At 64.4% G+C, this 24,923-nt stretch carries 24 protein-coding genes; 13 read left to right on the forward strand and 11 right to left on the reverse strand.

Going from position 1 to position 24,923, the window contains the following annotated elements; genetic code table 11:
• The first annotated feature begins 119 nt into the window (after nt 1-119).
• The 4 genes from cysS (at nt 120) to J2W94_RS06900 (ending at nt 4,076) form a co-directional block, all read left to right on the forward strand.
• Nucleotides 120-1,487, forward strand: coding sequence for a cysteine--tRNA ligase (gene cysS / locus J2W94_RS06885; RefSeq protein WP_310091406.1), 1,368 nt, complete (start codon nt 120-122; stop codon nt 1,485-1,487).
• Nucleotides 1,488-1,709: 222 nt separating this feature from the next.
• The gene (locus tag J2W94_RS06890) at nt 1,710-2,147 is read left to right on the forward strand and encodes a SufE family protein (protein WP_310091408.1); all 438 of its coding nucleotides are present in this window, start codon (nt 1,710-1,712) and stop codon (nt 2,145-2,147) included.
• A complete protein-coding gene (locus tag J2W94_RS06895) occupies nt 2,144-3,382 on the forward strand; it encodes an MFS transporter (RefSeq protein WP_310091409.1) in 1,239 nt (412 codons plus the stop codon). The genes J2W94_RS06890 and J2W94_RS06895 overlap by 4 nt, the downstream gene beginning before the upstream one ends.
• 52 nt (nt 3,383-3,434) lie before the next feature.
• The gene (locus J2W94_RS06900; protein WP_310091411.1) at nt 3,435-4,076 is read left to right on the forward strand and encodes a CDGSH iron-sulfur domain-containing protein; all 642 of its coding nucleotides are present in this window, start codon (nt 3,435-3,437) and stop codon (nt 4,074-4,076) included.
• Nucleotides 4,077-4,589: 513 nt separating this feature from the next.
• Here J2W94_RS06900 and dksA read toward each other — a convergent pair.
• Nucleotides 4,590-5,705, reverse strand: coding sequence for an RNA polymerase-binding protein DksA (gene dksA, locus J2W94_RS06905; RefSeq protein ID WP_310091413.1), 1,116 nt, complete (start codon nt 5,703-5,705; stop codon nt 4,590-4,592).
• Between the two features lie 119 nt (nt 5,706-5,824).
• Between dksA and yidD the strand changes: the two genes are divergently transcribed.
• The 3 genes from yidD to J2W94_RS06920 are packed head-to-tail and all read left to right on the forward strand — an operon-like array spanning nt 5,825 to nt 8,252.
• Complete coding sequence (gene yidD, locus J2W94_RS06910) at nt 5,825-6,076, forward strand: membrane protein insertion efficiency factor YidD (RefSeq protein WP_093279813.1); 252 nt, start codon at nt 5,825-5,827, stop codon at nt 6,074-6,076.
• Complete coding sequence (locus J2W94_RS06915) at nt 6,076-7,422, forward strand: dihydroorotase (protein WP_310091416.1); 1,347 nt, start codon at nt 6,076-6,078, stop codon at nt 7,420-7,422. Before yidD ends, J2W94_RS06915 begins: the two co-directional genes overlap by 1 nt.
• Nucleotides 7,419-8,252, forward strand: a complete 834-nt coding sequence (locus J2W94_RS06920; protein WP_310091417.1) for a M23 family metallopeptidase — start codon at nt 7,419-7,421, stop codon at nt 8,250-8,252. Before J2W94_RS06915 ends, J2W94_RS06920 begins: the two co-directional genes overlap by 4 nt.
• Before the next feature lie 264 nt (nt 8,253-8,516).
• On the opposite strand, the gene folE2 is transcribed toward J2W94_RS06920, so the two are convergent.
• From folE2 to efp, 6 genes are all read right to left on the reverse strand, one after another.
• The gene (gene folE2 / locus J2W94_RS06925) at nt 8,517-9,464 is read right to left on the reverse strand and encodes a GTP cyclohydrolase FolE2 (RefSeq protein WP_310091419.1); all 948 of its coding nucleotides are present in this window, start codon (nt 9,462-9,464) and stop codon (nt 8,517-8,519) included.
• Between the two features lie 79 nt (nt 9,465-9,543).
• Nucleotides 9,544-10,260 (reverse strand): phytoene/squalene synthase family protein, encoded by a 717-nt coding sequence (locus J2W94_RS06930; RefSeq protein ID WP_310091421.1) that lies wholly within the window; start codon nt 10,258-10,260, stop codon nt 9,544-9,546.
• 1 nt (nt 10,261) lies between these two features.
• On the reverse strand, nt 10,262-10,942 hold the full coding sequence (locus J2W94_RS06935; RefSeq protein WP_310091423.1) for a phosphoglycolate phosphatase: 681 nt from the start codon (nt 10,940-10,942) through the stop codon (nt 10,262-10,264).
• A 24-nt stretch (nt 10,943-10,966) separates the two neighbouring features.
• Nucleotides 10,967-11,689: a bifunctional 2-polyprenyl-6-hydroxyphenol methylase/3-demethylubiquinol 3-O-methyltransferase UbiG gene (gene ubiG / locus J2W94_RS06940; RefSeq protein ID WP_310091425.1), complete on the reverse strand. Its 723-nt coding sequence runs from the start codon at nt 11,687-11,689 to the stop codon at nt 10,967-10,969.
• Nucleotides 11,690-11,714: 25 nt separating this feature from the next.
• Nucleotides 11,715-13,052: a TRZ/ATZ family hydrolase gene (locus J2W94_RS06945; protein WP_310091427.1), complete on the reverse strand. Its 1,338-nt coding sequence runs from the start codon at nt 13,050-13,052 to the stop codon at nt 11,715-11,717.
• Nucleotides 13,053-13,056: 4 nt separating this feature from the next.
• The gene (gene efp / locus J2W94_RS06950; RefSeq protein WP_310091430.1) at nt 13,057-13,623 is read right to left on the reverse strand and encodes an elongation factor P; all 567 of its coding nucleotides are present in this window, start codon (nt 13,621-13,623) and stop codon (nt 13,057-13,059) included.
• Between the two features lie 100 nt (nt 13,624-13,723).
• On the opposite strand from efp, the gene epmB reads away from it, so the two are divergent.
• On the forward strand, nt 13,724-14,761 hold the full coding sequence (gene epmB, locus J2W94_RS06955; RefSeq protein WP_310091432.1) for an EF-P beta-lysylation protein EpmB: 1,038 nt from the start codon (nt 13,724-13,726) through the stop codon (nt 14,759-14,761).
• A gap of 109 nt (nt 14,762-14,870) precedes the next feature.
• Nucleotides 14,871-16,946, forward strand: a complete 2,076-nt coding sequence (locus tag J2W94_RS06960) for an EAL domain-containing protein (RefSeq protein WP_310091434.1) — start codon at nt 14,871-14,873, stop codon at nt 16,944-16,946.
• 66 nt (nt 16,947-17,012) lie between these two features.
• Here the strand turns inward: J2W94_RS06960 and htpX are convergent, their stop codons facing one another.
• Nucleotides 17,013-17,894: a protease HtpX gene (gene htpX, locus J2W94_RS06965; protein ID WP_310091436.1), complete on the reverse strand. Its 882-nt coding sequence runs from the start codon at nt 17,892-17,894 to the stop codon at nt 17,013-17,015.
• 128 nt (nt 17,895-18,022) lie between these two features.
• On the opposite strand from htpX, the gene gluQRS reads away from it, so the two are divergent.
• The 4 genes from gluQRS (at nt 18,023) to phbB (ending at nt 21,390) form a co-directional block, all read left to right on the forward strand.
• A complete protein-coding gene (gene gluQRS / locus J2W94_RS06970; protein WP_310091439.1) occupies nt 18,023-18,934 on the forward strand; it encodes a tRNA glutamyl-Q(34) synthetase GluQRS in 912 nt (303 codons plus the stop codon).
• A gap of 45 nt (nt 18,935-18,979) precedes the next feature.
• Nucleotides 18,980-19,720, forward strand: a complete 741-nt coding sequence (locus J2W94_RS06975; RefSeq protein ID WP_310091442.1) for a beta-ketoacyl-ACP reductase — start codon at nt 18,980-18,982, stop codon at nt 19,718-19,720.
• A 321-nt stretch (nt 19,721-20,041) separates the two neighbouring features.
• Nucleotides 20,042-20,542, forward strand: a complete 501-nt coding sequence (gene phaR / locus J2W94_RS06980) for a polyhydroxyalkanoate synthesis repressor PhaR (RefSeq protein ID WP_310091444.1) — start codon at nt 20,042-20,044, stop codon at nt 20,540-20,542.
• Between the two features lie 107 nt (nt 20,543-20,649).
• Nucleotides 20,650-21,390 carry an acetoacetyl-CoA reductase gene (phbB, locus tag J2W94_RS06985; RefSeq protein ID WP_310091446.1) on the forward strand — a complete coding sequence of 247 codons (741 nt, stop codon included), beginning with the start codon at nt 20,650-20,652 and terminating at the stop codon, nt 21,388-21,390.
• Nucleotides 21,391-21,460: 70 nt separating this feature from the next.
• Here the strand turns inward: phbB and J2W94_RS06990 are convergent, their stop codons facing one another.
• From J2W94_RS06990 to J2W94_RS07000, 3 genes are read right to left on the reverse strand one after another with little or no spacing between them, the layout of a single operon-like run.
• Nucleotides 21,461-21,985: an SRPBCC family protein gene (locus tag J2W94_RS06990; RefSeq protein ID WP_310091448.1), complete on the reverse strand. Its 525-nt coding sequence runs from the start codon at nt 21,983-21,985 to the stop codon at nt 21,461-21,463.
• A gap of 14 nt (nt 21,986-21,999) precedes the next feature.
• The gene (locus J2W94_RS06995; protein WP_310091450.1) at nt 22,000-22,938 is read right to left on the reverse strand and encodes a M48 family metallopeptidase; all 939 of its coding nucleotides are present in this window, start codon (nt 22,936-22,938) and stop codon (nt 22,000-22,002) included.
• 14 nt (nt 22,939-22,952) lie between these two features.
• Complete coding sequence (locus tag J2W94_RS07000; RefSeq protein ID WP_430540568.1) at nt 22,953-24,839, reverse strand: SUMF1/EgtB/PvdO family nonheme iron enzyme; 1,887 nt, start codon at nt 24,837-24,839, stop codon at nt 22,953-22,955.
• Between the last annotated feature and the right edge of the window lie 84 nt (nt 24,840-24,923).

Genomic DNA, 24,923 nt, shown 5'->3' on the forward strand with positions numbered 1-24,923 from the left:
CGGCCTCCAGTGTAGGGAGTGCGCCTTGAGAGGGGCTGAATCGATGCTGTCGAAGGCCTGCTGTCTTAAGGGGTGTACAGGCCGGTAGAATCCACTGGCATCCTTCCATCACCCCACTCATGACCCTGAGATTGCACAACAACCTGACGCGACAGGTGGAACCCTTCGCGCCGCTCGTCCCCGGCTGCCCCACCATGTATCTGTGCGGCCCCACGGTCTATAACTACGTGCATATCGGCAACGCGCGTGGCCCGGTGGTGTTCGGAGTGCTGGCCGCCCTGCTCCGCCGCCGCTTCGGCGGCCTGCGCTACGCGCGCAACATCACCGACATAGACGACAAGATCAACGCCGCGGCGAAGGAACTCGGGGTGCCGATTTCCACGATCACCGACAAATACGCCGCCGCCTACCTCGAGGACATGGCCGGCCTGGGCGTGGTGCCGCAGGATCTTCAGCCCGAAGCGACCGCCCACGTTCCGCACATCATCGCCATGATCGAGCGCCTGATCGAAACCGGCCATGCCTATGCCGCCGAAGGCCATGTGCTGTTCGCAGTCGCCACTTTTGCGGACTACGGCAAGCTTTCGCGCCGCGATCCGGAGGAAATGCTGGCCGGCGCCCGGGTGGAAGTGGCTCCGTACAAACGCGACGCCGGGGATTTCGTGTTGTGGAAGCCTTCCAGCGACGACCTCCCCGGATGGGAATCGCCGTGGGGCCGCGGCCGTCCCGGCTGGCATATCGAATGCTCGGCGATGATCGAAGCGATCTTCGGCGAAACCATCGACATCCATGCCGGCGGCGTGGATCTGCAGTTCCCGCATCACGAAAACGAGATCGCGCAGAGCGAATGCGCGCACGGTGGCAAGATATTCGCGCGTTTCTGGCTGCACAACGGCATGCTGAATTTCGGCGGCGCCAAGATGTCCAAGTCGGTGGGCAACGTGGAGCGCGTGCATGAGTTGCTGAAGCAGCATCCGCCCGAGGCGCTGCGCTATGCGCTGATCTCGGCGCACTATCGGCAGCCGCTGGAATGGTCCGATGCCTTGATCGAGCAATCGGTGCGTACGCTGGACCGGTTGTATGGGACATTGCGCGACCTTGTCGATATCCAGGCCGAAGCGGAAATTCCGGCCGTTGTGGAAGCCGCCCTGGACGACGACCTGAATACCCCGCAGGCACTGGCCGAACTGGCGCGCATCGCCGGCGAGGCACGCAAGGCGGTCACGCCCGACGAGAAGGCGCGCTTGAAGTCGGAGCTGCTCGGCGCAGGCCTGGCGCTGGGCCTGCTCCAGCAGGAAGCGGCGGATTGGTTCGGTCGGGGCGCGTCGGGCGATGATGACGCCCGCATCCAGTCGTTGATCGACGAGCGCAATGAAGCCAAGAAGAGCCGCGATTTCGCTCGCTCCGACGCCATCCGCGATCGGCTGGCCGCCGAAGGCGTTTTGCTTGAAGACACGGCGCAGGGCGTACGCTGGAAGCGAGCGTGATCATGTCCCTTCTCCCGCCGGCGCCCGCAGGGTGTGCAAGGCTGAGAAGGTGCCCGTAGGGCGGATGAGGGTACGGCGAAGTGGCATTGACGACCCTCGCGATCGAATGATTAGTCCTTCATTCACATGGCCGCGGCGGCATCTCCACTTCGCCGTACCCTCACCCCAACCCCTCTCCCGGCGGGAGAGGGACTTTAGATCCACTGGATGCCTAGACTTCCGATGAACGAAAGTATTTTCCCCCTCGAACCCACCCCCGCCGAAGCCCAGCTCGCCATCAAGGACGAGTTCGGCTTCTTCAGCGACTGGTCCGAGCGCTACCAGTACCTGATCGACCTGGGACGCAAGCTGCCTCCTTTCCCTGAAGAGTGGAAGACGGAGGAACACCGCTTGCTTGGCTGTCAGTCCCTGGTCTGGATCGTGCCGCAGGGCGATGCGGATCGGCTGGACTTCAACGCGATCAGCGATTCGGCCATCGTTTCCGGCTTGATCTATCTTGCGCTGCGCGTGTATTCGGGACGTCCTGCCGCCGAAATACTGGCGACCCAACCCGACTACATCGCCGATATCGGCCTGGCCAAACATCTGTCTCCGACACGCAGCAACGGCTTGGCCGCAATCCTGGCCTTCATTCAGGACACCGCAAGAAATCATGCATGAGTGAGGCGGCGCCCCTGCCCGTTTCGCCCCTGCGCAACCGCGGCTTCATCGGACTGTTGTTCTATCGCCTGCTGGCGATGCTGTCCTACCAGATCGTGGCGGTGACGGTCGGCTGGCATCTCTACCAGATCACCCGCGATGCGCTGGCCTTGGGCCTGATCGGACTGACCGAAGTCATTCCCTACTTCTGTTTCGCCCTGTTCGCCGGTTATGCGGTCGATCATATGCGCCGCCGTCGCTTGGGCATGTACGCCTGCCTGGGCTTGCTGTTGACCACGTTGACACTGGCGGGCGTGGCCAGCGGACGCATTCCCTCCTTCGGCACCATCACCATCTACGCCGCCATCGCGGTCAACGGCGTGGTGCGCGCGTTCCTGGCGCCGGTCTACACCGCGCTATTCGCGCGCGTGCTGCCGCGCGAACAATACGCGCGCGGGGCCGGTATCGGCAGCGTGGTGATGCAGACCGGACTGGTGGTCGGACCGGCCATGGGCGGTTTGCTGGTGGCCTGGGGCGGCAACACGCTGGCTTACCTGGTGGCGGCCGGCTTCGCCGCGGCCGCCGCGATCGCGATCGTTTCCCTGCGCGTCAGCGAACCGCCCGCATCGCCGGAACGCGCGCCTATCTTCAAGAGCATCGGCGAAGGCCTGCGTTTCGTGTTCAACAACCAGGTGGTGCTGGGGGCGCAGGCGCTGGACATGTTCTCGGTCCTGTTCGGCGGCGCGGTGGCGCTGCTGCCCGCCTTCATCCACGATATCCTGCACTACGGCCCCGAGGCATTGGGCATGCTGCGTGCGGCGCCGGCCGCCGGTGCGGTGCTGGTGGGCCTGTGGCTTGCGCGGCATCCGCCCAAGCGTAACGCCGGACGCCTGCTGCTGTATGCGGTGGCCGGATTCGGCCTGTGCATCATCGGTTTCGCGCTGTCGCGGGACTTCTGGCTGTCGGTGCTGATGCTGATGCTGTCCGGCATGTGCGACGGCGTCTCGGTGGTGCTGCGTTCGACCATCCTGCAGTTGGCCACGCCGGACGAAATGCGCGGGCGCGTTTCCTCGATCAACGGCATCTTCATCGGCTCCTCCAACGAGCTGGGTGCGTTCGAGTCGGGCTTGGCGGCACGGTTGATGGGGCTGGTGCCTTCGGTGGTGTTCGGCGGATTCATGACCCTGGCCGTGGTCGGCGTAACCGCATGGAAAGCGCCGAAACTGCGGCGGCTGGATCTGCAGGACTTGCAGTAATCCGGCGCAACTCGGGCGTAAACTGAGCCTTCCCCCAAAGCCGAGTCATGCCATGGGTACGGAAGTCGTTCGCGGCAAGCAGGTCGTCATCCATTTCGATGGCGAACGCTGCATCCATTCCCGCAATTGCGTGCTGACCCATCCCGATGTGTTCGTCCCCAACGTGGAGGGCGAATGGATCCATCCCGATGCGGTTTCCGCCGATGAAGTGGCGCTCACCGCCCGCATCTGTCCTTCCGGCGCGATCCGCTACGAGCGCCTCGATGGGCAGCCCGGAGAACCGGCGCCGCTGGTCAACACGGTACGGATACGCGAAAACGGACCGCTGGCCTTCAACGCGCCGCTACGTATCGCTGGCCAGGACGAAGGCCTTCGCGCGACGTTGTGCCGTTGCGGTCTTTCGAAGAACAAACCCTATTGCGACGGCAGCCACACCGAAGGCGGCTTCCTTGCCAGCGGCGAACCGGCGATCAAGCCTTCCGAAGCCTTGGCCGCACGCGCGGGCACCGTGGAAGTCGCTCCGCAACGCAACGGCCCATTGAAGGTAAGCGGCAATCTGGAAATCGTCAGCGGCGTGGGCCACACCATCAACCGCACCAGCGAAACCTGGCTTTGCCGCTGCGGCCATTCGCAGAACAAACCTTATTGCGATGGTTCGCACAGGAAGGCCGGCTTCCAGGCTGATGGTGCTTGAAGGGCGGGTTCGGCTCTTGCTTTTTAGCTTCATTCTCCCGTGAGACGCGGCAAGCAGGTCGGGATAAACCCCGCTGGGGCGGCGCACAGGGATGTGCGCCGTTTCCGTAGACACAGGATGTGTCTTACGGAAATTCCCGGCCTGCTTGCGGACCCCACGGCTTCATCGTGGGGCGCGACGTTAGAGCCTGCCCCGTACTTGATACGGGGGCGGCTTTCTTTTGGTTACTTTTCTTTGCCGTTCAAAGAAAAGTGACTCGCGCGTCAGCGCGAAACGCTCTTGCTTCGACGCAAAGGGCAAGAAGCCAGAGCAAAAGCACCCCTCCTCAATCCTCCCCTGCGCTGCGCGCAAGGGAGGAGGCAGAAGCAAGAGCAAGAGCAAGAGCAGAATAAAGACCAAGATCAAGATGGATGACCAGCTTCGCTGTTGAGAAGCGCTTCCAGCTTGCGCTGGGATGACGGCATAAAAAAACCCCGCAATGCGGGGCTTTTTTACTCTGGTGAACGCCTGAGATCAGTCGCCCTGCTGCTTCTGCAAGTGCTCCCAACGCTCCTGCGCATCGATGGTGCGCTCGGCGGTCAGGCGCGCTTCCAGGCGCTCCAGACCGATTTCCTCGCCCGTATCCGCGCAGTAGCCATAGTCGCCGGCATCCAAACGCTTGAGCGTGCTGTCGATCTTGCCGATCAGCTTGCGGTAGCGATCGCGGGTACGCAGTTCCAGCGAATTCTCGGTTTCGCGGGTCGCACGCTCGGCTTCGTCGCCGACGTCGCGCACTTCGTCCTTCAGGTTCTCGATGGTCTGCTTGGATTCCTCGACCAGATCGGCGCGCCAGGTGAGCAGGCGCTGGCGGAAATATTCCAGTTGCAGCGTACTCATATATTCCTCGTCCGCTGCCGGCTTGTAGCCATTGGGGATAAGAGGACGACCGGTGGCTTCATCGGTCTTATAGGGCACGACCTTGACCTTGCCGCGCGGTGCGGGCGTGGTCGAAGGCTTGGAAACCACAGCGACGGCCACCTTGCCCACCGGACGCGGGATAGGGGCCTTGGCGACGGGAGCCGGAACTGCGGCGACGGATTTTGTGTTTTTGGAGGTCTTGGGGGAAGGCACTGGTTTTATGGGAGTCGGTTTGACGGCTGGCGCCGGTGCCGGGTTTGCAGCAGCCTTGGGAACTGGCGCTTCGGCACGGCCAGCGGCCGGGGGGGCGGTCTTGGCAGGAGTCGCTTTGGCCGTAACCGGCTTGGCGGCCGGCTTCGGTGCGGATTTGACGGAGGACTTGGACGGGACAGCGGGTTTCGGAGCGACGGGTTTCGCGGCGACAGGCTTCGCAGCAGCCTTGGCTGCGGGCTTGGGCGCGGGCTTCTGCGCAACCGGCTTTTTGGCCGGCACGGCTTTCTTGGCGACGGGCGCCTTCTTGGCTACAACCTTTTTGGCTGGGGCGGCCTTCTTGGCGACGACCGGCTTGGCCGGCGCCTTCTTGGCGACCGCTTTGGCCGGAGCCTTCTTGGCAGCGGGCTTCGCGGCCGGCTTCTTGGCCGCAACCGGCTTGGCGACAGGCTTCTTGGCGACGGGCTTGGCGGGTTTCTTGGCCGGCTTGGCGGCCTTCTTCGCAGGTTTCTTTGCAGCCACGAAAAGCGCTTCCTTCAACTTCCCGGGCCCGGGAAGGGGGCGTCTTTATAGCCTACCCGGTCGGGTGCGGCAACCACTGGTTCAATGACCTCTCTCACCAACTCGCATATCATCGGGACATGGTCGGCCGTTTCCTCATTCTCATTCTGCGGTTTTACAAGCGCTTCATCAGTCCACTGCTAGGCCCGCGCTGCCGCTTTGCGCCCAGCTGCTCGGAATACGCGATGCAGGCCATCGGTCGCTTCGGTCCGCTGAAGGGCAGTTGGCTGGCGTTGCGGCGCGTCGGCCGCTGCCATCCCTTCCATCCGGGCGGGCACGATCCCGTGCCTGAAAAGCCCGTCCACCCTTCCCCGTCCACTGGAACCCCCTGATGCCCGGCACCCTGATAGTCAACGCCCGTCTGGTCAACGAAGGCCGCGAGTTCGACGGCGACCTGCGTTTCGCCAATGGCCGCATCACCCACGTAGGCGGACAACTGAGCGCACAACCTGGCGACCAGGTGATCGAGGCCGGCGGGCGCTTGTTGTTGCCTGGGATGATCGACGACCAAGTGCATTTCCGCGAACCCGGCCTGACCCACAAAGGCGACATCGCCAGCGAATCGGCGGCGGCGGCGGCAGGCGGCCTGACCACCTTCATGGACATGCCCAACACCACTCCGCCTACGCTGGATGCCGACGCGCTGGAGGCCAAATACCGCAGCGCCGCGGGCCGGGCCTGGAGCAACTTCGGCTTTTATCTGGGGGCCAGCAACGACAATCTGGAAGCGGTGCGCACGCTGGACCCGAAGACTTCGCCGGGCATCAAGGTGTTCATGGGAGCTTCCACCGGCAACATGCTGGTCGACAACCCGGACACGCTGGACGCCATCTTCCGCGAGGCCCCCACCCCCATCATCACCCACTGCGAAGACACGCCGACCATCGATGCCAACCTGGCGTTGTTCAAGGTGAAGTACGGCGAGGACATTCCGGTGGAATGCCATCCGGACATCCGTTCGCGCGAGGCTTGCATCAAATCCACGCGGCTTGCGTTGTCGCTGGCGCGCAAGCACGACACCCGCCTGCATGTGCTGCATATCTCCACTGCCGACGAGCTGGCTCTGTTCCAGGCCGGTCCGCTGGTCCGCAGCGACGGCGTGCGCAAACGGATCACCGCCGAAACCTGCGTCCATTTCCTGCGCTTCGACCGCAGCGACTACGGGCGCTTGGGCAATCTGATCAAATGCAACCCCGCGATCAAGGATGCCAGCGACCGCGAAGCCCTGATCCGCGCGCTGGCCGACAACGTCATCGACGTACTGGCCACCGACCACGCGCCGCATACGCTGGAAGAGAAATCAAGGCCTTATTCGCAGGCGCCCTCCGGCTTGCCGCTGGTGCAGTACGCGCTGGTGGCGGCGCTGGAACTGGTGCACGAGAAGAAATCCACCGTCGCCCAGATCGTCAACAAATTCGCGCATGCGCCGGCGCAGCTGTTCGACGTCAAGGAACGCGGTTACCTGCGCGAAGGCTACTGGGCCGACCTGGTGCTGGTGGAGAACGAACCGTTCACCGTGCGCCGCGAGGACGTACTGTCGAAGTGCGGCTGGTCGCCTTTCGAGGGCACCACTTTCCAGTCGCGCGTCGGCGCGACCTGGGTCAACGGACGCATGGTATGGAATGGCGAACACCTGATGGGTACACCGAACGGACAGCGTCTGGAGTTCGATCGTTGAGGAAGGTTTTCGCGCTGCTGCTATGGTCGGCTCTGCTTCCCGCTTCCGTTTTCGCGCAACAGAACTCCTCTTCGCTGGATACGAAAATAGTCTTTCCGGCCAGCGTGCCTCAAGGCGGACTGGTGCTGGGCAAGGTGCCGCCCGGCAGCACGGTGCGCTACGCGGGGCGCGATCTGCGTGTCAGCGGCTACGGCACGGTGGTGTTCGGCGTGGGCCGCGACGAGCCGGGGCCGCTGGAAGTCGAGATCAAACGGCCCGATGGCATCCGTGATGCGGCGCAGATCGCGGTGACGCCCCGCGAGTGGCCTCAGGAACAGGTCGACGGCGTACCGCCGAAGACCGTCAACCCGCCACCCGCCATCGCCGAGAGGATCAAGCGCGAACAAGCGCTGGTGACCGCCGCGCGGGCGCGCGACGACGATCGCACCGACTTCGCCAAACCCTTCGTGTGGCCCGTACAGGGCCGCATCAGTGGTCGCTTCGGCAATGCCCGCGTCTACAACGGACAGCCCGGCGCGGGACATTCCGGCATGGATATCGCGGCGCCGGCCGGTACGCCGGTCAAGGCGCCCGCGGCGGGCGTAGTGACTTTCGCCGCGCCCGACCTCTACCTCACCGGCGGCACGCTGCTGCTGGACCACGGCTTCGGCGTTAGCTCCAATTTCCTGCACCTGTCGCGCATCGATGTGAAGGTAGGCGACCGCGTGGAACAAGGCCAGGTCATCGCTGCAGTGGGCGCCACCGGACGCGCGACGGGGCCGCATTTGCATTGGGGGATGAATTGGTTCGATGTGCGGATCGACCCGCTGCTGGTTTTGGAGCGGAAATAGCCTTCACGGCGGTTCATCTTCACCGCGCGCTGCGGCGCGTTCGTCATCACCAACACATCAAGATCCGGTGGGCGCGGTTCGACGTGCGAATCGATCCGCTGTTGGTGCTGGAGCGCAAATAACGCCAAAGGAGCGGCGTAGGAGCGACGTAAGTCGCGAATGAAGCTTTGAATCAAAAATCCTTCGCGACTTACGTCGCTCCTACGACCTTTCTACGACCCTAAGTCGTACCACCGCCGCGGCACACCCATACGATCTCGCCGGCTAGGGATTCGTGCCGCTGACCCGCGCTACCGCATCGTGCGGATGCAGGCTTTCGAAATGCGCCACGGTCGCCTGGTAACGCTCGATGCGGGGATCGGCCGACAACACGGACGCCACCCGGCGCGCCGCGTCTTCGCAGAACATCAGATTTTCGGCATTCAGGCGCGCGAAGGCCTGCTCATCGACGCGCTTGACCGCGGTCTGCACGGGGGTGGCCAGGCTCGCTTCCAAGGCGTCGATCAAGGGTACCAGCGGCAACTCGTCGAACTGCGCGCGCAGTTCCACCCGTACCTGCGCGCGGCTGCGCTGCGCGTGCGGCGTGGCGGCAAGGCCGCGCTCGGATTCGAGCCAATCGTGGACCACGCCCACCGACAGCGGACGCGCAGCGGCGAAATCCTCGGAGAAACGCTCGGCGTTGGCCTGGCGCGACAACGCAGCCGAAGCCGGACAGGTGCTGGAATACTCCAGCGAGAAACCCAGCGCCAGCTGCAGGTGGCCTTCGCTCAGCGTGGCTTCGATCTCCACCGGGTAACGCTTCCAACCGGTGAACTCGCTTTCCAGCGCGCGCCTCTGCAGCAGCGCTTCGTAGCGGATCTTCAGCCGCGCCTGCGAGGCCAAACCCGACTGCGAGGCGATGCTTTCCTGCAGCAGGTGACGCAGGCCGGCGGGAGTGATGGCTTCGCGCGCCAGGCCGGCCTGCAGTTGCAGGTAGAGCCGCGACATATGGATGCCGCGCGCCTCTGGATTGGCCAGGTTCACCGACAGATCGATACTGGCGGCGACCTGCAGCTGCCCGCCCGCGCCATCGGGCACGCGTACCGGCAGAGCGATGCCTTCCATGCCTACCCAGTCCAGTGCGCGCGCCAAGGGCACGGCATGGTCGGCGACATCGGGAAGATCGGTACGCGGAGGAACGGTATGTAGAAGATCGGGGCGTGAAGCGGACATCTGGGGAAACCGTGGGGGGCAGGTCAGGGTTGCGATTGTACCGGCTCGGGACTGGACGCCCCTGCAACGGTCCGTTACGTCAGCGCCGCCTGGCAGCGCGCCATCCCAGCCACAGTGCGCGCACCGGCGACAAGGGCGCATAACCTTCCCCAGCCGCGGTGAAACGCTGCAACCGCGACCGGGCCAGCGCCGACCAAAGCCTGCGGGGAACGGCGCCGCCATTGCGTGCAGGCCATTGTTCGAGCAACTGCTGAGACCAGCCGCGCTGGGAGGAATCGGCGTGATTGCCGAAATGGACCGGGATCGCCGCATCCCCCGCTCCGTCCAGCCGAGTCGCCAGCCACTGTGCGCTGATCGCCTGAACCAGCGGCTGTCCTGTCCTCGCCGAGCCGAACAAAGCGGACTCCACATGGGCGACCGCCGTTGCCAGAGGCCTTGTGAGTTCGAATGCCGCCGCCGGCTCCAGCGGGCGTTCGCGCAACCGGATCAAGGCCGGAAGCGCTTCCGCCAGCTCGAACCATGGCGCGCGGTTGGGCTCCAGCACGCGACCCAGCGGATGCCGGGAACGCTGCCTGCTCCAGTCGCGCAGTTCCTCGCCCCACCAGGCCAGCTTGGCATCGGCGGGCAAGGGATCGCCAGCGATGTTCATCGCATCGGTGAATTCCTGCAGCAGGGCGAACCAGGCCACGGCGAGCTGGCGTTGCGACAGCGGAACGAATACTTCGACCACCCGCCATTCCGGCCAACGGGTGCGCCATTTTTCCAGGAAGCCGTCGAGTGCGGTCGAGTCGGTCACTTCAGTGGCGGCTGGCGGGCCAAAGAGCCGCGTCGAGCAAGTCGCCCGGGGTTTCCAGGATCGCATCCGCGCCCCACTCGGCAGGATCCTCGTGATCCTGGCGATACCCCCACAGGGCGGCGATCGAAGGCATGCCCGCAGCGCGGGCCGCCTGGATGTCGCGCTCGTCGTCGCCCACGTACACGCAGTCGCCGGCGGCGAAGCCCATGCGCTCGGCGGCGACCAGCAACGGCAGCGGATGCGGCTTCTTCTCCGCCAGGGTATCGCCGCCGATCAGTACCGCACAGCGGGTTTCCCAGCCGAGCTGCGGCAGGATTTCGCGGGCAAGGTATTCGGGTTTGTTGGTGACGATGCCCCAGGCAGCGCCATCGGCTTCCAGCGCCGCGAGCATCGCTTCGATATCAGCGAACAACACGCTGTGCCTGCCCAGTTGTTGCAGATAGATGTCCAGAAACAGCGGCACCATTTTCTCCCGCTCGACCCCCTCAAGATGCGGAAAGGCCGCAGCCAGCATCGCCCGCGAACCCTTGGACACATGCGGACGGATCTGCGCCAGCGCCATCGGCGCCAGTCCTTGCGCATCGCGCAACAGATTAGCGGTCGCCAGCATGTCCGGCGCGCTGTCCAGCAAGGTGCCGTCCAGGTCGAACAGCACCGCCCGTGGAAAACGGATCAGCGTCATTCGGCCACAGTCATAGGGTCGCAGTCACAACGGTTTTCTGGCGCAGGCCAGGTAGTTCACATCGGTGCGACCGATGATGCGCGCCGCGTTGCGCCAGGGCTCGTAGGCCAGGCCACTGACGTCTTCCAACTGCAGGCCCGCGGCGCGCAACCACGCGGCCAACTCGGAAGGCTTGATGAAATCCTGGTAGTGGTGCGTGCCCTTGGGCAGCAGCCGCGCCACGTATTCGGCGCCGACGATGGCCAGCGCGAAGGCGGCCGGAGTACGGTTGAGCGTGGAAAGGAACAATTGTCCGCCCGGCTTCAGCAGGGTTGCGCAAGCGGCGACGATCGCGGACGGGTCGGGAACGTGCTCCAGCATTTCCATGCAGGTGATCGCGTCGAAGCTGCCCGGCTGTTCGGCGGCCAGCGACTCCACCGATTGCAGGCGGTAATCGACGCTGATCTGCGATTCCAGTTTGTGCAGCTTGGCGACCTTGATCAGTTCCGGCGCCAAGTCGGTCGCGGTGACCAGCGCGCCCTCCCTGGCCAAGGCTTCGCTGAGCAGGCCGGCGCCGCAGCCGACGTCCAGTACCGACGCGTCGCGCAAGGCGATGCGTCGCTTGACGTAATCCAGCCGCACCGGATTCAGCGCGTGCAACGCCTTCTGCGGGCCTTGCGGGTCCCACCAGCGATTGGCCAGTGCGCCGAATTTGTCCAGCTCGGCCTGGTCGAAGTTTTCCTTGGCGCCGGTGGTGGAACGGGTCATGCGTAATTTCCTTCTCGGTTGCCGGTCAACGTACGATCTGCGCGATACGTGCCCGCCATTGCTTGGCATTGGCCAGTATTCCAGCCATATCCATCTCGACCAGTTCGCGCTTGGCCAGCCTGGACTTGCCGGCGATCCAGACATCGCTGACCTGGTGGCGGCCGGTGGCGTAGATGAGTTGCGATACCACGTGATGCAGCGGCTGGGTTTCGAGCGCGGAAAGGTCGACGCAAACCAGGTCGGCTTGTTTGCCAGGCTCGATCGAACCGACCAGATGGTCGAAACCCATCGCCTTGGCGCCGCCCAGCGTGGCCGCGCGCAATGCACTGAAGGCATCGAAACCGGCGGCATCGTCGGCCACGGCCTTGGCCAGGATCGCGGCGGTGCGGGTTTCGCCGAACATGTCCAGATCGTTGTTGCTGGCCGCGCCGTCGGTGCCGATGGCCAGGTTCACGCCTGCGCGCTGCAGAGCGCAAGCAGGACAGAAACCCGAGGCGAGCTTGAGGTTGGATTCGGGGCAATGCACCACCGACACGCCGCGTTCGGCGCAAAGATGGATTTCGCCCTCCGTCAGTTGGGTCATGTGCACCGCAATCAGGCGGTCGTTGATCAGGCCCAGCCGGTTCAGACGGGCGATAGGGCGTTGGCCGTGTTTCTGCTGCGACTGTTCGACTTCCTGCGCGGTCTCGTGCAGGTGCAGGTGCACGGGCAGATCCAACTGGTCGGCCAGCATGCGGATGTGTTCGAAATTGGCATCGGACACGGTGTACGGCGCATGCGGCGCGAAGGCTGTGGCGATCAGCGCATCGTCGCGCCACTGGTCGTGGACTTCGCCGGCGCGGTCGAAGTATTCGTCGTCCGATTTGGCCCAGGCGGTCGGGAAATCGATCACCGGCAGGCCCACGCGCGCGCGGAACCCATAGCGTTTGTAGGTGGCGGCCTGCACGTCCGGGAAGAAATAGTTCTCGTTGCAGCAGGTGGTGCCGCCGCGCAGCATCTCGGCGATGGCCAGGGTCACGCCGTCGGCGACGAACTCGGGTCCGATAACCGCAGCTTCGATCGGCCAGATATGCTGCTGCAGCCAGACTTTCAGCGACAAGTCGTCGGCCACGCCGCGCAGCAGGGTCATGGGATTGTGGACGTGGGCGTTGACCAGCCCCGGAATCAGCGCGGCTTCCGGTCTCGACACGACTTCGACCGCGTCGAAACGCGCGCGCGCTTCGGAGGTGGGCAGGATCGCCACGATCCGTCCACCCGAGACAGCCACGGCGTGGTCTTCCAGCACCACGCCGTGCGGTTCCACCGGCACCACGAAGCCGGCTTCGATAAGGAGGTCGCAGGTTTCGCGGGCGGCCTCTGTCATCGGCTTACTTAACCCGCGACTCGTACTCACCGGTACGCGTATTGACCTTGATGATCTCGTCCTGGCCGACGAACAGCGGCACGCGCACGACCGCACCGGTTTCCAGCGTGGCCGGCTTGCCGCCGCCGCCGGAGGTATCGCCGCGCACGCCCGGGTCGGTCTCGATGATCTTCAGCTCGACGAAATTGGGCGGAGTCACCTGGATCGGCACGCCGTTCCACAAGGTCACCACGCACTGTTCTTCGCCCTTCAGATACTTGGCCGCGTCGCCCACGCCGGTTTTGTCGGCCTGGACCTGCTCGAAGGTTTCCGGCTGCATGAAATGCCAGTACTCGCCATCGGCGTAGAGGAATTGCATGTCGGTGTCGACCACGTCGGCCGCTTCCACGTCGTCGGTCGCCTTCATGGTCATTTCCACCACTCGGCCCGATTTGATGAAACGGTACTTGATGCGGGTGAAGGCCTGGCCCTTGCCCGGCTTGACGTATTCGGTCTCGGTGATGACGCAGGGCTCGTTGTTGACCAGGATCTTCTGTCCGGTCTTGACGTCGTTCATGCCATAACTGGCCATGGGGAAACTCCTGAGGTGTGGCAAGCCCGCCGCGTACAGCGGCCGGCCGGATAGAATGGGAAGCCCGCCGGGACCGGCAGGCGCTTGCTTTCAGACCGCCATGATACCTGCAGCCACCGTTTCCTTACACGCCAGCCCTGCCCACCCCACCCCATTGCAGCCCGCCCACTGGCAACAATTGTGGCGCCAGGCGGTACGCGACCCGCGGGAATTGCTCTCGATGCTGGGACTGGAAGCGCTCTCCGACCGCATCTCCGACGAGGCCGCCACGCGGTTTCCACTGCGGGTGCCGCGCGGATTCGTGGCCCGCATGCGCAAGGGCGACGCCCGCGACCCGCTGCTGCGCCAGGTTTTGCCGCTGAACGACGAAATGCGCATGGTCCCGGGCTTCGAATCGCTCGATGCCGTGGGCGATGCCGCCGCGCGCGCGGGCACCGGACTGCTGCAGAAGTACCGCGGCCGGGCCCTGCTGGTGGCCACGGGCAGCTGCGCGGTGAACTGCCGCTACTGCTTCCGCCGCCACTACCCGTATGCGGAGGAAAACGCGGCGCGCGCGGGCTGGCGCGAGGCGTTGGAATCGATCGCCGCCGACGCCAGCGTCGAGGAAGTGATCCTGTCCGGCGGCGATCCTTTGTCGCTGGCCACGTCCAAGCTGGCCGAACTCACCGAAGCGCTAAGGGGCATCCCCCACCTCAAACGCCTGCGCATCCACACCCGTCTTCCGGTCGTCCTGCCCGAGCGCGTGGACGCCGGCCTGCTCGAATGGTTGGCCCGACTGCCCTGGCCGGTAGCGGTCGTGCTGCATGCCAACCATGCCAATGAGTTCGACGCCCAGGTGGATGCCGCACTGGCCGGCTTGCGCGGTACCGGCGCGCAGCTGCTCAACCAGGCCGTACTGCTGCGCGGAGTCAACGACAGCGTCGAAGCCCTGACCGAATTGAGCGAGCGCAGCTTCGCTGCCGGCGTGCTGCCTTACTACCTGCACCAACTGGATCGGGTAGCCGGCGTCGCCCATTTCGAAGTTCCGGACCAGGAAGCCAGAAGCCTGCATGCCGGCCTCGCCGCCCGCGTCTCCGGCTATCTGGTGCCCAGGTTGGTGCGTGAGGTGGCCGGGGATACGGGAAAGCGTCCGCTCTGACCCTAAGGCAGCGCCCAAGGCGCGACTGATCGCCCACTTCGGCGATATCCAAGATGGACGCCCCCGCACTCATCGTGTATTAAACCCGCTCCCCCGGCGGATATGCTGCATGCAGATCGGCAAAGACACCACGATTCGATTGATGATTGTCGACGACAGCGGCGAAGACGCCGAAGCGGTCGTCAGCGCATTCCGCAATGGCGGCATCGCCATCCGTCCCCACCGTCCGCTCGATGTGGCCGAACTGGCCGCGACGCTGGCTTCTCAACCCATCGACATGGTCCTGGCCGCCAAGTCTTCGCGGACGATCTCGCTCGAGGTCGTGCTGGCGCAAGTGGCGGCCAGCGGCAAGGACATTCCGGTGATCGCGCTGGCGGACGCCATCGACGAAGCCGGACTCATCGGCGACCTGGCCCTGGGCGCCCGCGCCATTGCCCTGCGCGGCCGCAACGAACACCTGCTCAAGGTGCTGCAGTCGGAATGGGCGGACCTGGAAGCGCGCCGCGCCCTGCGTCTGCTGGAAGCCCAGCTGCGCGAGACCGAGCGCCGCTGCGACGCCTTGATCGCGTCCTCGCGCGACCCCATCGCCTACATCCATGAAGGCATGCACATCCGCGCCAACGAGGCCTACCTGGAGATGTTCGGCTTCGAGTCGTTCGAAGACGTGGAAGGCCTGTCGCTGCTGGATCTGGTCGCGCCGCAATACGTGGCCGAGTTCAAACTGCTGTTGAAGAAGCTGAGCAAAGGCGAGGCGCCGGCGCGCTTCGAACTGGAAGCCAGAACGCTGGAGGGGCAGAGCTTCCCCGCCTCGCTTGAGTTCGCCACCGCCAGCTACGAGGGCGAGTCCTGCGTGCAGGTCGTGTTCCGCCGCCGCGAATTCGAACAGGACCCGGAGCTGGCGCGCGAGGTCGAAGGTTTGCGCCAGCGCGACATGGTCACCGGCCTGCTGAATCGTTCGACTTTCCTGCATGCGCTGGAAAACGTGGTCAGCGAAGCCGCGCGCGGCGAGGGTCAACATGCCCTGCTGCTGGTCGAACCGGACCACTATCAGCGCCTGCTGCAGGATTTCGGACTGGATTCGGCCGACGCCTTGATCGCCGCCCTGGCCGCGCGCCTCAGCGAAACGCTGCCAGCGGATACCACCACGGCCCGTTTCGGCGAACGCAGTTTCGCCGTGCTGCTCAAGGGCGACCATGCGCAGACCGCCGATCTCAGCGAAAGGATTCTCGCGGCCTTCGCTTCGGATGCAACCAACGTCGGCTCGCGCTCGGCCATCATCACCGCCAGTATCGGCGGCGTGCAGATCGGCGAAAAGATCGCGACCGTCGGCCAGGTCCTCAACCGCGCCAGCGAGAGTCTGCAGAATGCGGCGGCGCTCGGCGGCAATCGCAGCGAAATCTTCGACCCGGGCGCCGTGGACCGGGCCGAGGAAGAGCGCATGCAGAGCTGGGTCAGGCTGATGCGCGAAGCCCTGGAAAGCGACGGCTTCACCTTGCATTTCCAGCCCGTGGTCAGCCTGCAGGGAGAACCCGGCGAGTTCTACGAAGCGTTTCTTCGTCTCGAGAACGAAGGCGAACTGGTCCAGCCGCACGCGTTCCTGGGCATCGCCGAAGACAACGGCATGCTCGACGCACTGGATCGCTGGGTGGTGAAACGTTCCATCCAGATACTCGGCGAACGGGCCCGAGCTGGCCTGGAAACAAAAATGCTGGTCAAGGTAAGCCCGTTCTCGTTCGCCGACGACCGCCTGCTGTCGTTGATAGAACAGCAGTTGGCCGAACAGAACGTGCCGGGCGGGCGGCTTTGGCTGCAGGTCCAGGAAGCAAAGGTTTTCACCAATCTCCGGCAGGCGCAGGCGTTCCTCGCCGGCGCCTCGCGCCTGGGCTGCAAAATAGGGCTGGAAAAGTTCGGTTCCGGACTGGATTCGTTCCAATTGCTGACCCACTTCAAGCCGGCGTTCCTGAAAATCGACCGCGGCTTCACCGAAGACCAGGCCAAGATGACCGAGCACCAACCCAAGATCCGGGAGATCGCCGAGCGCGCCCGGGCCGAAGGCATGCAGACCATCGCCGAATTCGTACAGGATGCAGCCACGATGAGCTTCCTGTTCGGCGTCGGCGTGGATTACGTGGAAGGGTTCTTCTTGGCGGCCCCTTCTGGCCTGATGAACTACGACTTCTCCTGACGTGCCCTGCCAAAAAGCAGGAAAAAGCCCGCTTCAAGCGGGCTTTTTTTCGCCGAGAGGACCCGGTCAGCTGACGGTGCTTGGCTGATTGCGAAGCGCGGCGATCCGCTCCTGCATGGGGGGATGACTCAGGAACAGCTTCTTCAGGCCCTGGCCGATACCGCCGGCGATACCGAAGGCCTCCACTTGCGCCGGCAACGTGCTCGGCCGGTGACTGGCGTCCAGCCGCTCCAGCGCCGCGATCATCTTCTGGCGGCCGGCCAGCGAAGCGCCGCCTGCGTCGGCGCGGAATTCGCGACGGCGCGAGAACCACATCGCGATCATGGTGGCGAACAGACCCAGCACCAGTTCCAGCGCCATGACGATGAGGTAGTAAGCGAAGCCCGGGCCGCGGCTCTCGCGATTGCCGGACAGATAGCTGTCGATGATGCCGCCAACCACGCGCGCCAGCACGATCACGAAAGTGTTCAGCACGCCCTGCAGCAAGGCCATGGTGACCATGTCGCCATTGGCGACATGACTGACTTCGTGGCCCAGCACAGCTTCGGCTTCGTCGCGGCTCATGCTGCGCAACAGTCCCGTCGACACCGCCACCAACGCCTTATTGCGATTGGCGCCGGTCGCGAACGCGTTGATCTCCGGCGCGTCGTACACCGCCACTTCCGGCATGCCGATGCCGGCGGCCTGCGCCTGGCGCTGCACCGTGGCCAGCAGCCATTGCTCGCCCTCGTTGCGCGGCTGCACGATGACCTGCGCGCCGGTGGCGCGCTTGGCCATGGTCTTGGACAGCAACAGCGAGATGATCGAGCCGCCGAAGCCGAAGATCGCCGCCATCACCAGCAGTCCGCTCATCTGGCTGGAATTGACTCCCAGCAGCGACATGACCACGCCCGCCAGCAGCATCACTGCCAGATTGGTGGCAAGGAACAGCGCAATACGGTTGAACACGACGGACTCCGGTAGATTCGTAGGCAAGTGCGGACCGCAACGGCCGCTCGAATGTCGATTTGCGGTTGACGGCAGTTGAATTCAAGCGCGTTACTGACCGACGATTCAGCTTTCCGAAATGACTTTCCATGCCCGACACCTCTTCCTACCGCGGACGCTTCGCGCCCTCGCCGACCGGTCCGCTGCATTTCGGATCGCTGGTGGCTGCGCTGGGCAGCTGGTTGCTGGCGCGCCATGCCAACGGGCAATGGCTAGTACGGATGGAAGACCTGGACCCGCCGCGCGAGGTCGCCGGCGCAGCCGCGCAACAACTCGCCGCCCTCGACGCTTTCGGCCTGCGCTCCGACGGCGCAGTGGAATGGCAGAGCCGACGTTCGGATGTTTACCAAATCGCGCTGGATCGATTACTAGCCGAGGGGAAAGCCTTCGCCTGCCATTGCAGCCGCAGCCAACTGGCGGCGAGCAATGGCGTCCATCACCGTTGCGCCGGCAAGGCTCAGCGTACGAATCCGGCCATCCGCCTGCGCGTGCCGCCGGGCACCACGGTTTCTTTCGAAGACAGCCTGCAGGGCGGCATCGCCCAGGACGTAGGGCGCGAGGTCGGCGATTTCGTTTTGAAGCGGGCCGATGGTTTGTGGGCGTACCAATTGGCCGTGGTAGTCGACGATGCCGCGCAGGGTATGACCGATATCGTGCGCGGGGCCGACCTACTCGATTCCACGCCGCGCCAGATCCTGCTGCAGCAAGCATTGGGACTGCCGACGCCGCGCTACTTGCATCTGCCGCTCATCTTAGATGCCGGTGGGCAGAAATTATCCAAGTCCTCCGAAGCCCCTGCGGTCGATGCAGGCGATCCGCTACCGGCGCTCCATGCGGCCTGGCTTGCACTCGGACAGGCCTCCTCTGCGGTCGAGGTGAGCTTCGATGCGGCTTCCTTCCTGGCGTCGGCGAAGCAGGCCTTTACCCCCGATCGACTGCCGAGCGTGACATCTTTATCGCTCGCTGCACTGCACAACGCGGCTGACGCCAACGCTGTCTAGAATCCTTGCAGACCGTCGCTTTCCGGCGGGAAAAGGAAACCCCACATGACAGCACGCGTCGCATTGGTCACGGGCGGCACCGGCGGTATCGGCAGCGCCATTTGCAAGAAACTGGCCGACATGGGCCACAAGGTGGCGACCAACTACCGCAACGAGGAAAAGACCCAGGCCTGGCTGCAGCAGATGCGCGACCAGGGCTACGACATCACCGCCGTCAAGGGCGATGTGTCTTCCCCGGAAGAAGCCGAAGCGCTGGTGCGCGAGGTCGAGTCCAAGCTCGGCCCGGTCGATATCCTGGTCAACAACGCCGGCATCACCCGCGACACTACCTTCCACCGCATGACCTCGCAGCACTGGAACGAGGTCATCAACACCAACCTCAATTCCGTGTTCAATATGACCCGCCCGGTGATCGAGGGCATGCGCGAACGCAAATGGGGTCGCGTGATCCAGATCAGCTCGATCAATGGCCAGAAAGGCCAGTACGGCCAGGCCAACTACGCTGCAGCCAAGGCCGGCATGCATGGCTTCACCATTTCGCTGGCGCAGGAAAACGCCAAGTTCGGCATCACCGTCAACACGGTATCGCCCGGCTACATCGGCACCGACATGGTGATGGCGGTACCCGAGGAGGTGCGCAACAAGATCGTCGCGCAGATCCCCACCGGCCGCCTGGGCAGCCCGGAGGAGATCGCCTACGCGGTGTCCTTCTTCATCCCCGACGAAGCCAGCTGGATTACCGGCGCCAATCTGTCCGCCAATGGTGGGCAGTACATGGGCTGGTAGGCGACCGACCGGCGCAGGGATTCAGGACTGGCACACACTCCGACCCCATCATCCCAGCGCAAGCTGGGATCCATTTTGACTTGGCCCCGGATATGCGGCCACAACGTCAGAATCAAAATCAAGATGGGTCCCAGCTTGCGCTGGGATGACGACAAGGAGGGCTTCGGCCTTCCGAACCCGCCCTCGTAGAGACGGTATCGATCTAAAAATGCTGCGCAGCATTTTCCATCTCCCTGAACAGGCCAGGCCCGCCCTCCGGCAGTTGCAAGCGGTGCTGCGCTGCGTCATGCTGCACCTCAATCGATTTAGAGTGATTGCTCAATGGCTGCGATCCGCATCATCAAGAAGTATCCGAACCGCCGTCTTTACGACACCGAAATCTCCAGCTACATCACCATCGAGGACGTGCGCCAGCTCATCGTCGACGGCGAGGATTTCGAAGTTCGCGACGCCAAGACCGGCGACGACCTGACCCGCACCGTGCTGCTGCAAATCATCACCGAGCAGGAACAGGACGGCGAGCCGATCCTGTCCACGCAGCTGCTCAGCCACATCATCCGTTTCTACGGCGATTCCATGCAGGGCTTCATGGGCAACTACCTGGAGCGCAGCATGACGCTGTTCATGGAGCAGCAGCAGCAGTTCCGCCAGCAGATGGGCGGCATGCTGGGACAGACGCCCTGGACCATGATGAACCAGCTGACCGAACGCAATATGGAGCTGTGGCAGGAATTCCAGCGCAATCTGAGCGGCGGCCTGGGCCGGCCGACACTCAAGCCGGAAACGCCGCAGCGCGAAGCGCCGAAATCGCGTACGCGCTGAAAGTTCCTAATCGAAGCCGCCGAATCGCAACGCAGGGCCCGCACATCGCTGTGCGGGCCTTTTTAATGCCGAAGACATCGAAAACAAATGCAAGGGGAAACAGAAGCATGAGCAAGCGCGTGGCGGTAGTCACCGGTGGAATCGGTGGGTTGGGAACGGAAATCTGCAAGGCCCTGGCGCAAGCGGGACGCACCGTCATCGCCGTCGACCTGGATTCCAGGGAAGAGCGCGTCGCCTCTTTCAAACAGGAAATGGAAGGCCATGACGTCCACTTCGCCGAGGCCGACGTCGCCGATTACCAAAGTTGCGGCGCGCTGGTGCGCGATATCGAAAGCCGCCACGGTTCGCTGGATATCCTGGTCAACAACGCCGGCATCACCCGCGACTCGACCTTGCGCAAGATGGATCGCGGGCAATGGGACGCGGTGTTGGACGTGAACCTGGGCAGCGCGTTCAACCTTTGCGGACATGCGGTGGCCGGCATGCAGGCGCGGGGCTTCGGACGGGTGGTCAACATCAGTTCGGTCAGCGGCCAGACCGGCAATTTCGGCCAGACCAACTACGCGGCCGCGAAGGCCGGACTGCACGGCTTCACCATGTCGCTGGCGCGCGAAGTCGCCACCAAAGGCATTACCGTCAACAGCGTTTCTCCGGGCTATATAGAAACCGCGATGACAGGCGCGATGCCGACCGAAGTATTGACCAAGATCACCGCAACCATTCCCGCCGGACGCATGGGCAAGCCAAACGATATCGCGCGCACGGTCGCATTCCTGACCGACGACGCAGCCGGCTACATCACCGGCGCGAACGTACCGGTGAATGGCGGATTGTTCATGAGCTTCTAGTAGGTCGGGGCGACGTCCCCGACAGCATGCGCGATCGGAGTTTACGGTGCGTCGGCCGCGTCGGGCCGACCTACGGTTTTGGATCCTGCTTCCGCAGATAGTTCGCCAAGCCGCCCAACTGCAGTCCCTGCACCTGGTCGATGACCGGCACGAATTTGCTCAAGTCGTCCGGCGTATAGCCGCCGGCGCGATACCACAGGGTAATGCGCGTGCCGCCCTTTTCTTCCACGAAACGCCATTCCAGCGCGCCATTAAGGCCCATGCCCTGCAACGGACCCAAGCCGCCGGTCATGCGCATCAGCTTGCCGGGATCGACGAAGGTCACGGTCATGTGCCAAGCCTGCTGCGCACCGTTGATTTCGCAGAAGCAGCCGCCGGCTTTGTCGGAAATGGAAAGCTTGGAAGCATCGCCCCACCAGCTATGGTCGGCGGGCCACCATTTGCCCACATCGTTGACGAAAGCCTTCCATGCGGCATCCGGTTCGACGGGAACCCATTCCGAATTTTCCACGGTGAAGCCATTGGGCGCCTGATCGACGATCCTGGCTTGCACGTCCGAAAACGGGACGCTTCCGACGGTCAACGCGAAAAGCATCAGAACGCCGCGCATCACTTGCCGCCGGTCGCGCCAGCGGCGGCGCCTTGGCAGTATTTCGCTTGGAACTGTTTGGCCTGCGGCATCAGCGACTGCAGATGCTGGATGCGGTTGGCGGGATCGGGATGGGTGGAAGCGAATTCCGGCGGACGCGCGCCTCCGCCCAACTCGGACATGCGTTCCCACAACGGTATGGCTTGCTCTGGGTTGTAGCACGCAGCGGCGGCGAGCATCAGGCCCACTTCGTCGGCTTGGCTTTCATGGTTGCGGCCATACGGGAGGATGACTCCGTATTGCACGCCCGCGCCGATGGCCGACATCACCTGTGGATCGATACCGGACACACCGGCTGCCATCTGCCCCATCTGCACCAGCTTCTGTTGCGCCATGCGTTGCGAACCGTGGCGTAGCAGCGCATGGGCTATTTCGTGGCCCATCACCACGGCCAGCGCGTCGGTGGTCTGGGTGATCGGCAACAATCCGGTATAGACCGCGATCTTGCCGCCCGGCAGGCAGAAAGCGTTGGCCTCCTGCGAATTGATGACCGCCGCGCTCCATTCGAAGTTCTGGTAATCGGTGGACGCCTGCTGGCCATGGGCGGCGGCCAAATCCGCGCTGACCTGCGGAACCATCTTTATCAAACGCTTGGCGATTTCCGCGACTTGCTGGCTCTGCGGACTGCTGGGAGGAAGCAGCGCGCCTTGCGAATTCGCATCTCCAATCACTTCCTGAAACGCTTGCGCGCCCAGTTGGACTTCTTCTTCCGGCGTCGCCCCGTAGTGCGCGTCCTGACCGGTGTAGGGATCGACTCTCTTGCTGCTGATCCAGCTGAAAGCCGCATAGCCCGCGAACGCGATCAGGATCCACCAGCGCACATTGCCGAACAGTCCGCGTCGCCGCGGCGCGCCTTGCTGCTGCTCGTAGCGGCCTTGGCCGAATGGGTCGTTGCTCATTTCCCCTCTCCTGTTCAGATGCCGCGCACCACGCGGAAACCCACCCGCGCACTAGTCATATCCGAATCCGACGCCGAACGCCATGCCGCACGCGCCTGGGTCGGCGAGCTGGCCCAGGAACCGCCGCGTACCACGCGCGAACGGCAACCGGGATTGAACCACGATGCGCCGTCCGCCGGTGCGCGACGGTAACTGGCGTGCCAGCAATCGCTGACCCATTCGCTGACGTTGCTGCCCAGGTCGTACAGGCCGAAAGCGTTAGGCAGATAGCTGCCGCCCGGTGCTGGCCCCCAATAGCCGTCCCCATAGGAAACGAAGGCATTGTTCCAGTGCCGCCCACTGGGCGAAACATCGTTGCCGCCAGTCAGGTTGCCGAAGCGCGCGGTCGGCACTCCATCGCTGCCCCAGGGGTAGCGGCCCTGAGTACCCGCGCGCAAGGCGTATTCGAACTCCGCCTCGCTGGGCAGGCGATAGCCCCTGCCCGTCTGCGCGGACAGCCATTGCGCATAGGCCTCGGCGTCGCGCACGCTGACGTGAAGCACCGGCAAGCTGTCGGCCGCCCTTGCCCCGGCATAGTCCGATTGCCAGTCCACCCCGCTGTGGCGCGCGAAATTGCCGCTGCGCTCGTCGTAGACGACCGAATGCCCGCGCCGGGTGGCCCGCGGCCGATAGCGCGTGGCCTGCACGAAACGCCGGAACTCGCCCACCGTAACGGCCTGGCGCGACATGGCGAAACCGCGGTCGAAGCGCACGTAGTGCGCGGGCTTCTCCGATTCCACCGAACCGAGTTCCGTTTCGCTTGCGCCCATGCGGAAACCGCCATGCGGCACCACCACCATTTCCGGGGCGCGCCCTCCTGCCGCCATGGCGTCGGTGAACGCCTGGCCGGGCCTGAACAAACCGTAGTGCGTGGCCAGGTCGATACGCGTGCGGAAATCGGCCGCCACCGCGTCGCCCGGCTCGGCGATGCGCAAGACTTCGGCCAGCAATACCCTTGCGGTGCGCAAGCCGCGAAGGCTGGTCAGGTCGCCGAGACCGCGTTCGCGCAAGGCGGCGATGCGCGCATCGCGAATGGCGCCGACACGCCGCCGTGCGTCTTCCACGGTGGGGGCCGGGATTGTGGAGGAAGATCCGCGCACCTCCGCCGCCAGCGCCAGCCAATGCGAGGCCGCATCGAAGTCGCTGCTCGCCGCCGCGTCCTCTGCCCGCCGGATCATCGCACTTTCGCTCGCCGCAAGCCCCTGCAAGGCGCGTGCCTGTCCTGGCTGCAAGCGCAGTACCTCACGGAAAGGAGCCAGCGCCGCCTCGCCCGCTTTGCCGATCTGCCCATTGCGCAGCAAGCGCTCTCCCTCGGCATTCAACCGCCAAAGCTGGTCGGCGCTATCCACTTGCGTCAGATAGGCCGCGACCGTGGGATCGTCCGGGGCCAAGGCCCGCGCCACCGCGCCTATTTCACCGGCTCGGCTCAGGGCGTCGGCATCGTCGCCGGCATCGCGCAGCGCGGCATCGCCTTGTTTCAGCAATGCGCGCAGCGATTTCTTCAGGCCCTCGGCGACCTGGCGATCCTCCGGCGCCAATGCTTTCAACGCCATGTACAAAGGAATCGCATCCCCGGCTTCGGCATACAGCCGGTTCTGCGCCAGCGCGCTTGCGGCATCGCGTTTGGCCGCCGGGATGTCTTGCGTGGTCAGTTCGCGTCGGGGCGGTTGCCAATTCCACGCCCCCGCGCCCGTCTCATCGCCGCTTACGGTGATGCTGGGCAGGCGCGGATCGACGGCCTCGGCGACAGGAGCGGGCGGCGCTACCGGGTTGTCGGGCACGCGCGTGCAGGCGGCCAGCGCACATAAAGCCAGCGCAGCCCCTGACAACGCTCCTTTTGATAGAAGCCGCAGCGCCAACAGCATCGGGTACCGGATTGCGTGCATCTTCCTCCACAATGTCGGCCCCAAACGGTACGCCGGACGTTAGGCTATTGTCGCCCGAGC

The sequence above is a fragment of the Pseudoxanthomonas sacheonensis genome (assembly GCF_031455975.1).
In the GTDB taxonomy this organism is placed as follows: domain Bacteria; phylum Pseudomonadota; class Gammaproteobacteria; order Xanthomonadales; family Xanthomonadaceae; genus Pseudoxanthomonas_A; species Pseudoxanthomonas_A sacheonensis_A.

Coding starts and splice junctions, on each gene's coding strand:
- cysS (WP_310091406.1), top strand. CDS start 120: ATGACCCTGAGATTGCACAACAACCTGACGCGACAGGTGGAACCCTTC.
- J2W94_RS06890 (WP_310091408.1), top strand. CDS start 1,710: ATGAACGAAAGTATTTTCCCCCTCGAACCCACCCCCGCCGAAGCCCAG.
- J2W94_RS06895 (WP_310091409.1), top strand. CDS start 2,144: ATGAGTGAGGCGGCGCCCCTGCCCGTTTCGCCCCTGCGCAACCGCGGC.
- J2W94_RS06900 (WP_310091411.1), top strand. CDS start 3,435: ATGGGTACGGAAGTCGTTCGCGGCAAGCAGGTCGTCATCCATTTCGAT.
- yidD (WP_093279813.1), top strand. CDS start 5,825: ATGGTCGGCCGTTTCCTCATTCTCATTCTGCGGTTTTACAAGCGCTTC.
- J2W94_RS06915 (WP_310091416.1), top strand. CDS start 6,076: ATGCCCGGCACCCTGATAGTCAACGCCCGTCTGGTCAACGAAGGCCGC.
- folE2 (WP_310091419.1), bottom strand. CDS start 9,464: ATGTCCGCTTCACGCCCCGATCTTCTACATACCGTTCCTCCGCGTACC.
- J2W94_RS06935 (WP_310091423.1), bottom strand. CDS start 10,942: ATGACGCTGATCCGTTTTCCACGGGCGGTGCTGTTCGACCTGGACGGC.
- ubiG (WP_310091425.1), bottom strand. CDS start 11,689: ATGACCCGTTCCACCACCGGCGCCAAGGAAAACTTCGACCAGGCCGAG.
- J2W94_RS06945 (WP_310091427.1), bottom strand. CDS start 13,052: ATGACAGAGGCCGCCCGCGAAACCTGCGACCTCCTTATCGAAGCCGGC.
- efp (WP_310091430.1), bottom strand. CDS start 13,623: ATGGCCAGTTATGGCATGAACGACGTCAAGACCGGACAGAAGATCCTG.
- epmB (WP_310091432.1), top strand. CDS start 13,724: ATGATACCTGCAGCCACCGTTTCCTTACACGCCAGCCCTGCCCACCCC.
- J2W94_RS06960 (WP_310091434.1), top strand. CDS start 14,871: ATGCAGATCGGCAAAGACACCACGATTCGATTGATGATTGTCGACGAC.
- gluQRS (WP_310091439.1), top strand. CDS start 18,023: ATGCCCGACACCTCTTCCTACCGCGGACGCTTCGCGCCCTCGCCGACC.
- J2W94_RS06975 (WP_310091442.1), top strand. CDS start 18,980: ATGACAGCACGCGTCGCATTGGTCACGGGCGGCACCGGCGGTATCGGC.
- phaR (WP_310091444.1), top strand. CDS start 20,042: ATGGCTGCGATCCGCATCATCAAGAAGTATCCGAACCGCCGTCTTTAC.
- phbB (WP_310091446.1), top strand. CDS start 20,650: ATGAGCAAGCGCGTGGCGGTAGTCACCGGTGGAATCGGTGGGTTGGGA.
- J2W94_RS06990 (WP_310091448.1), bottom strand. CDS start 21,985: ATGCTTTTCGCGTTGACCGTCGGAAGCGTCCCGTTTTCGGACGTGCAA.
- J2W94_RS06995 (WP_310091450.1), bottom strand. CDS start 22,938: ATGAGCAACGACCCATTCGGCCAAGGCCGCTACGAGCAGCAGCAAGGC.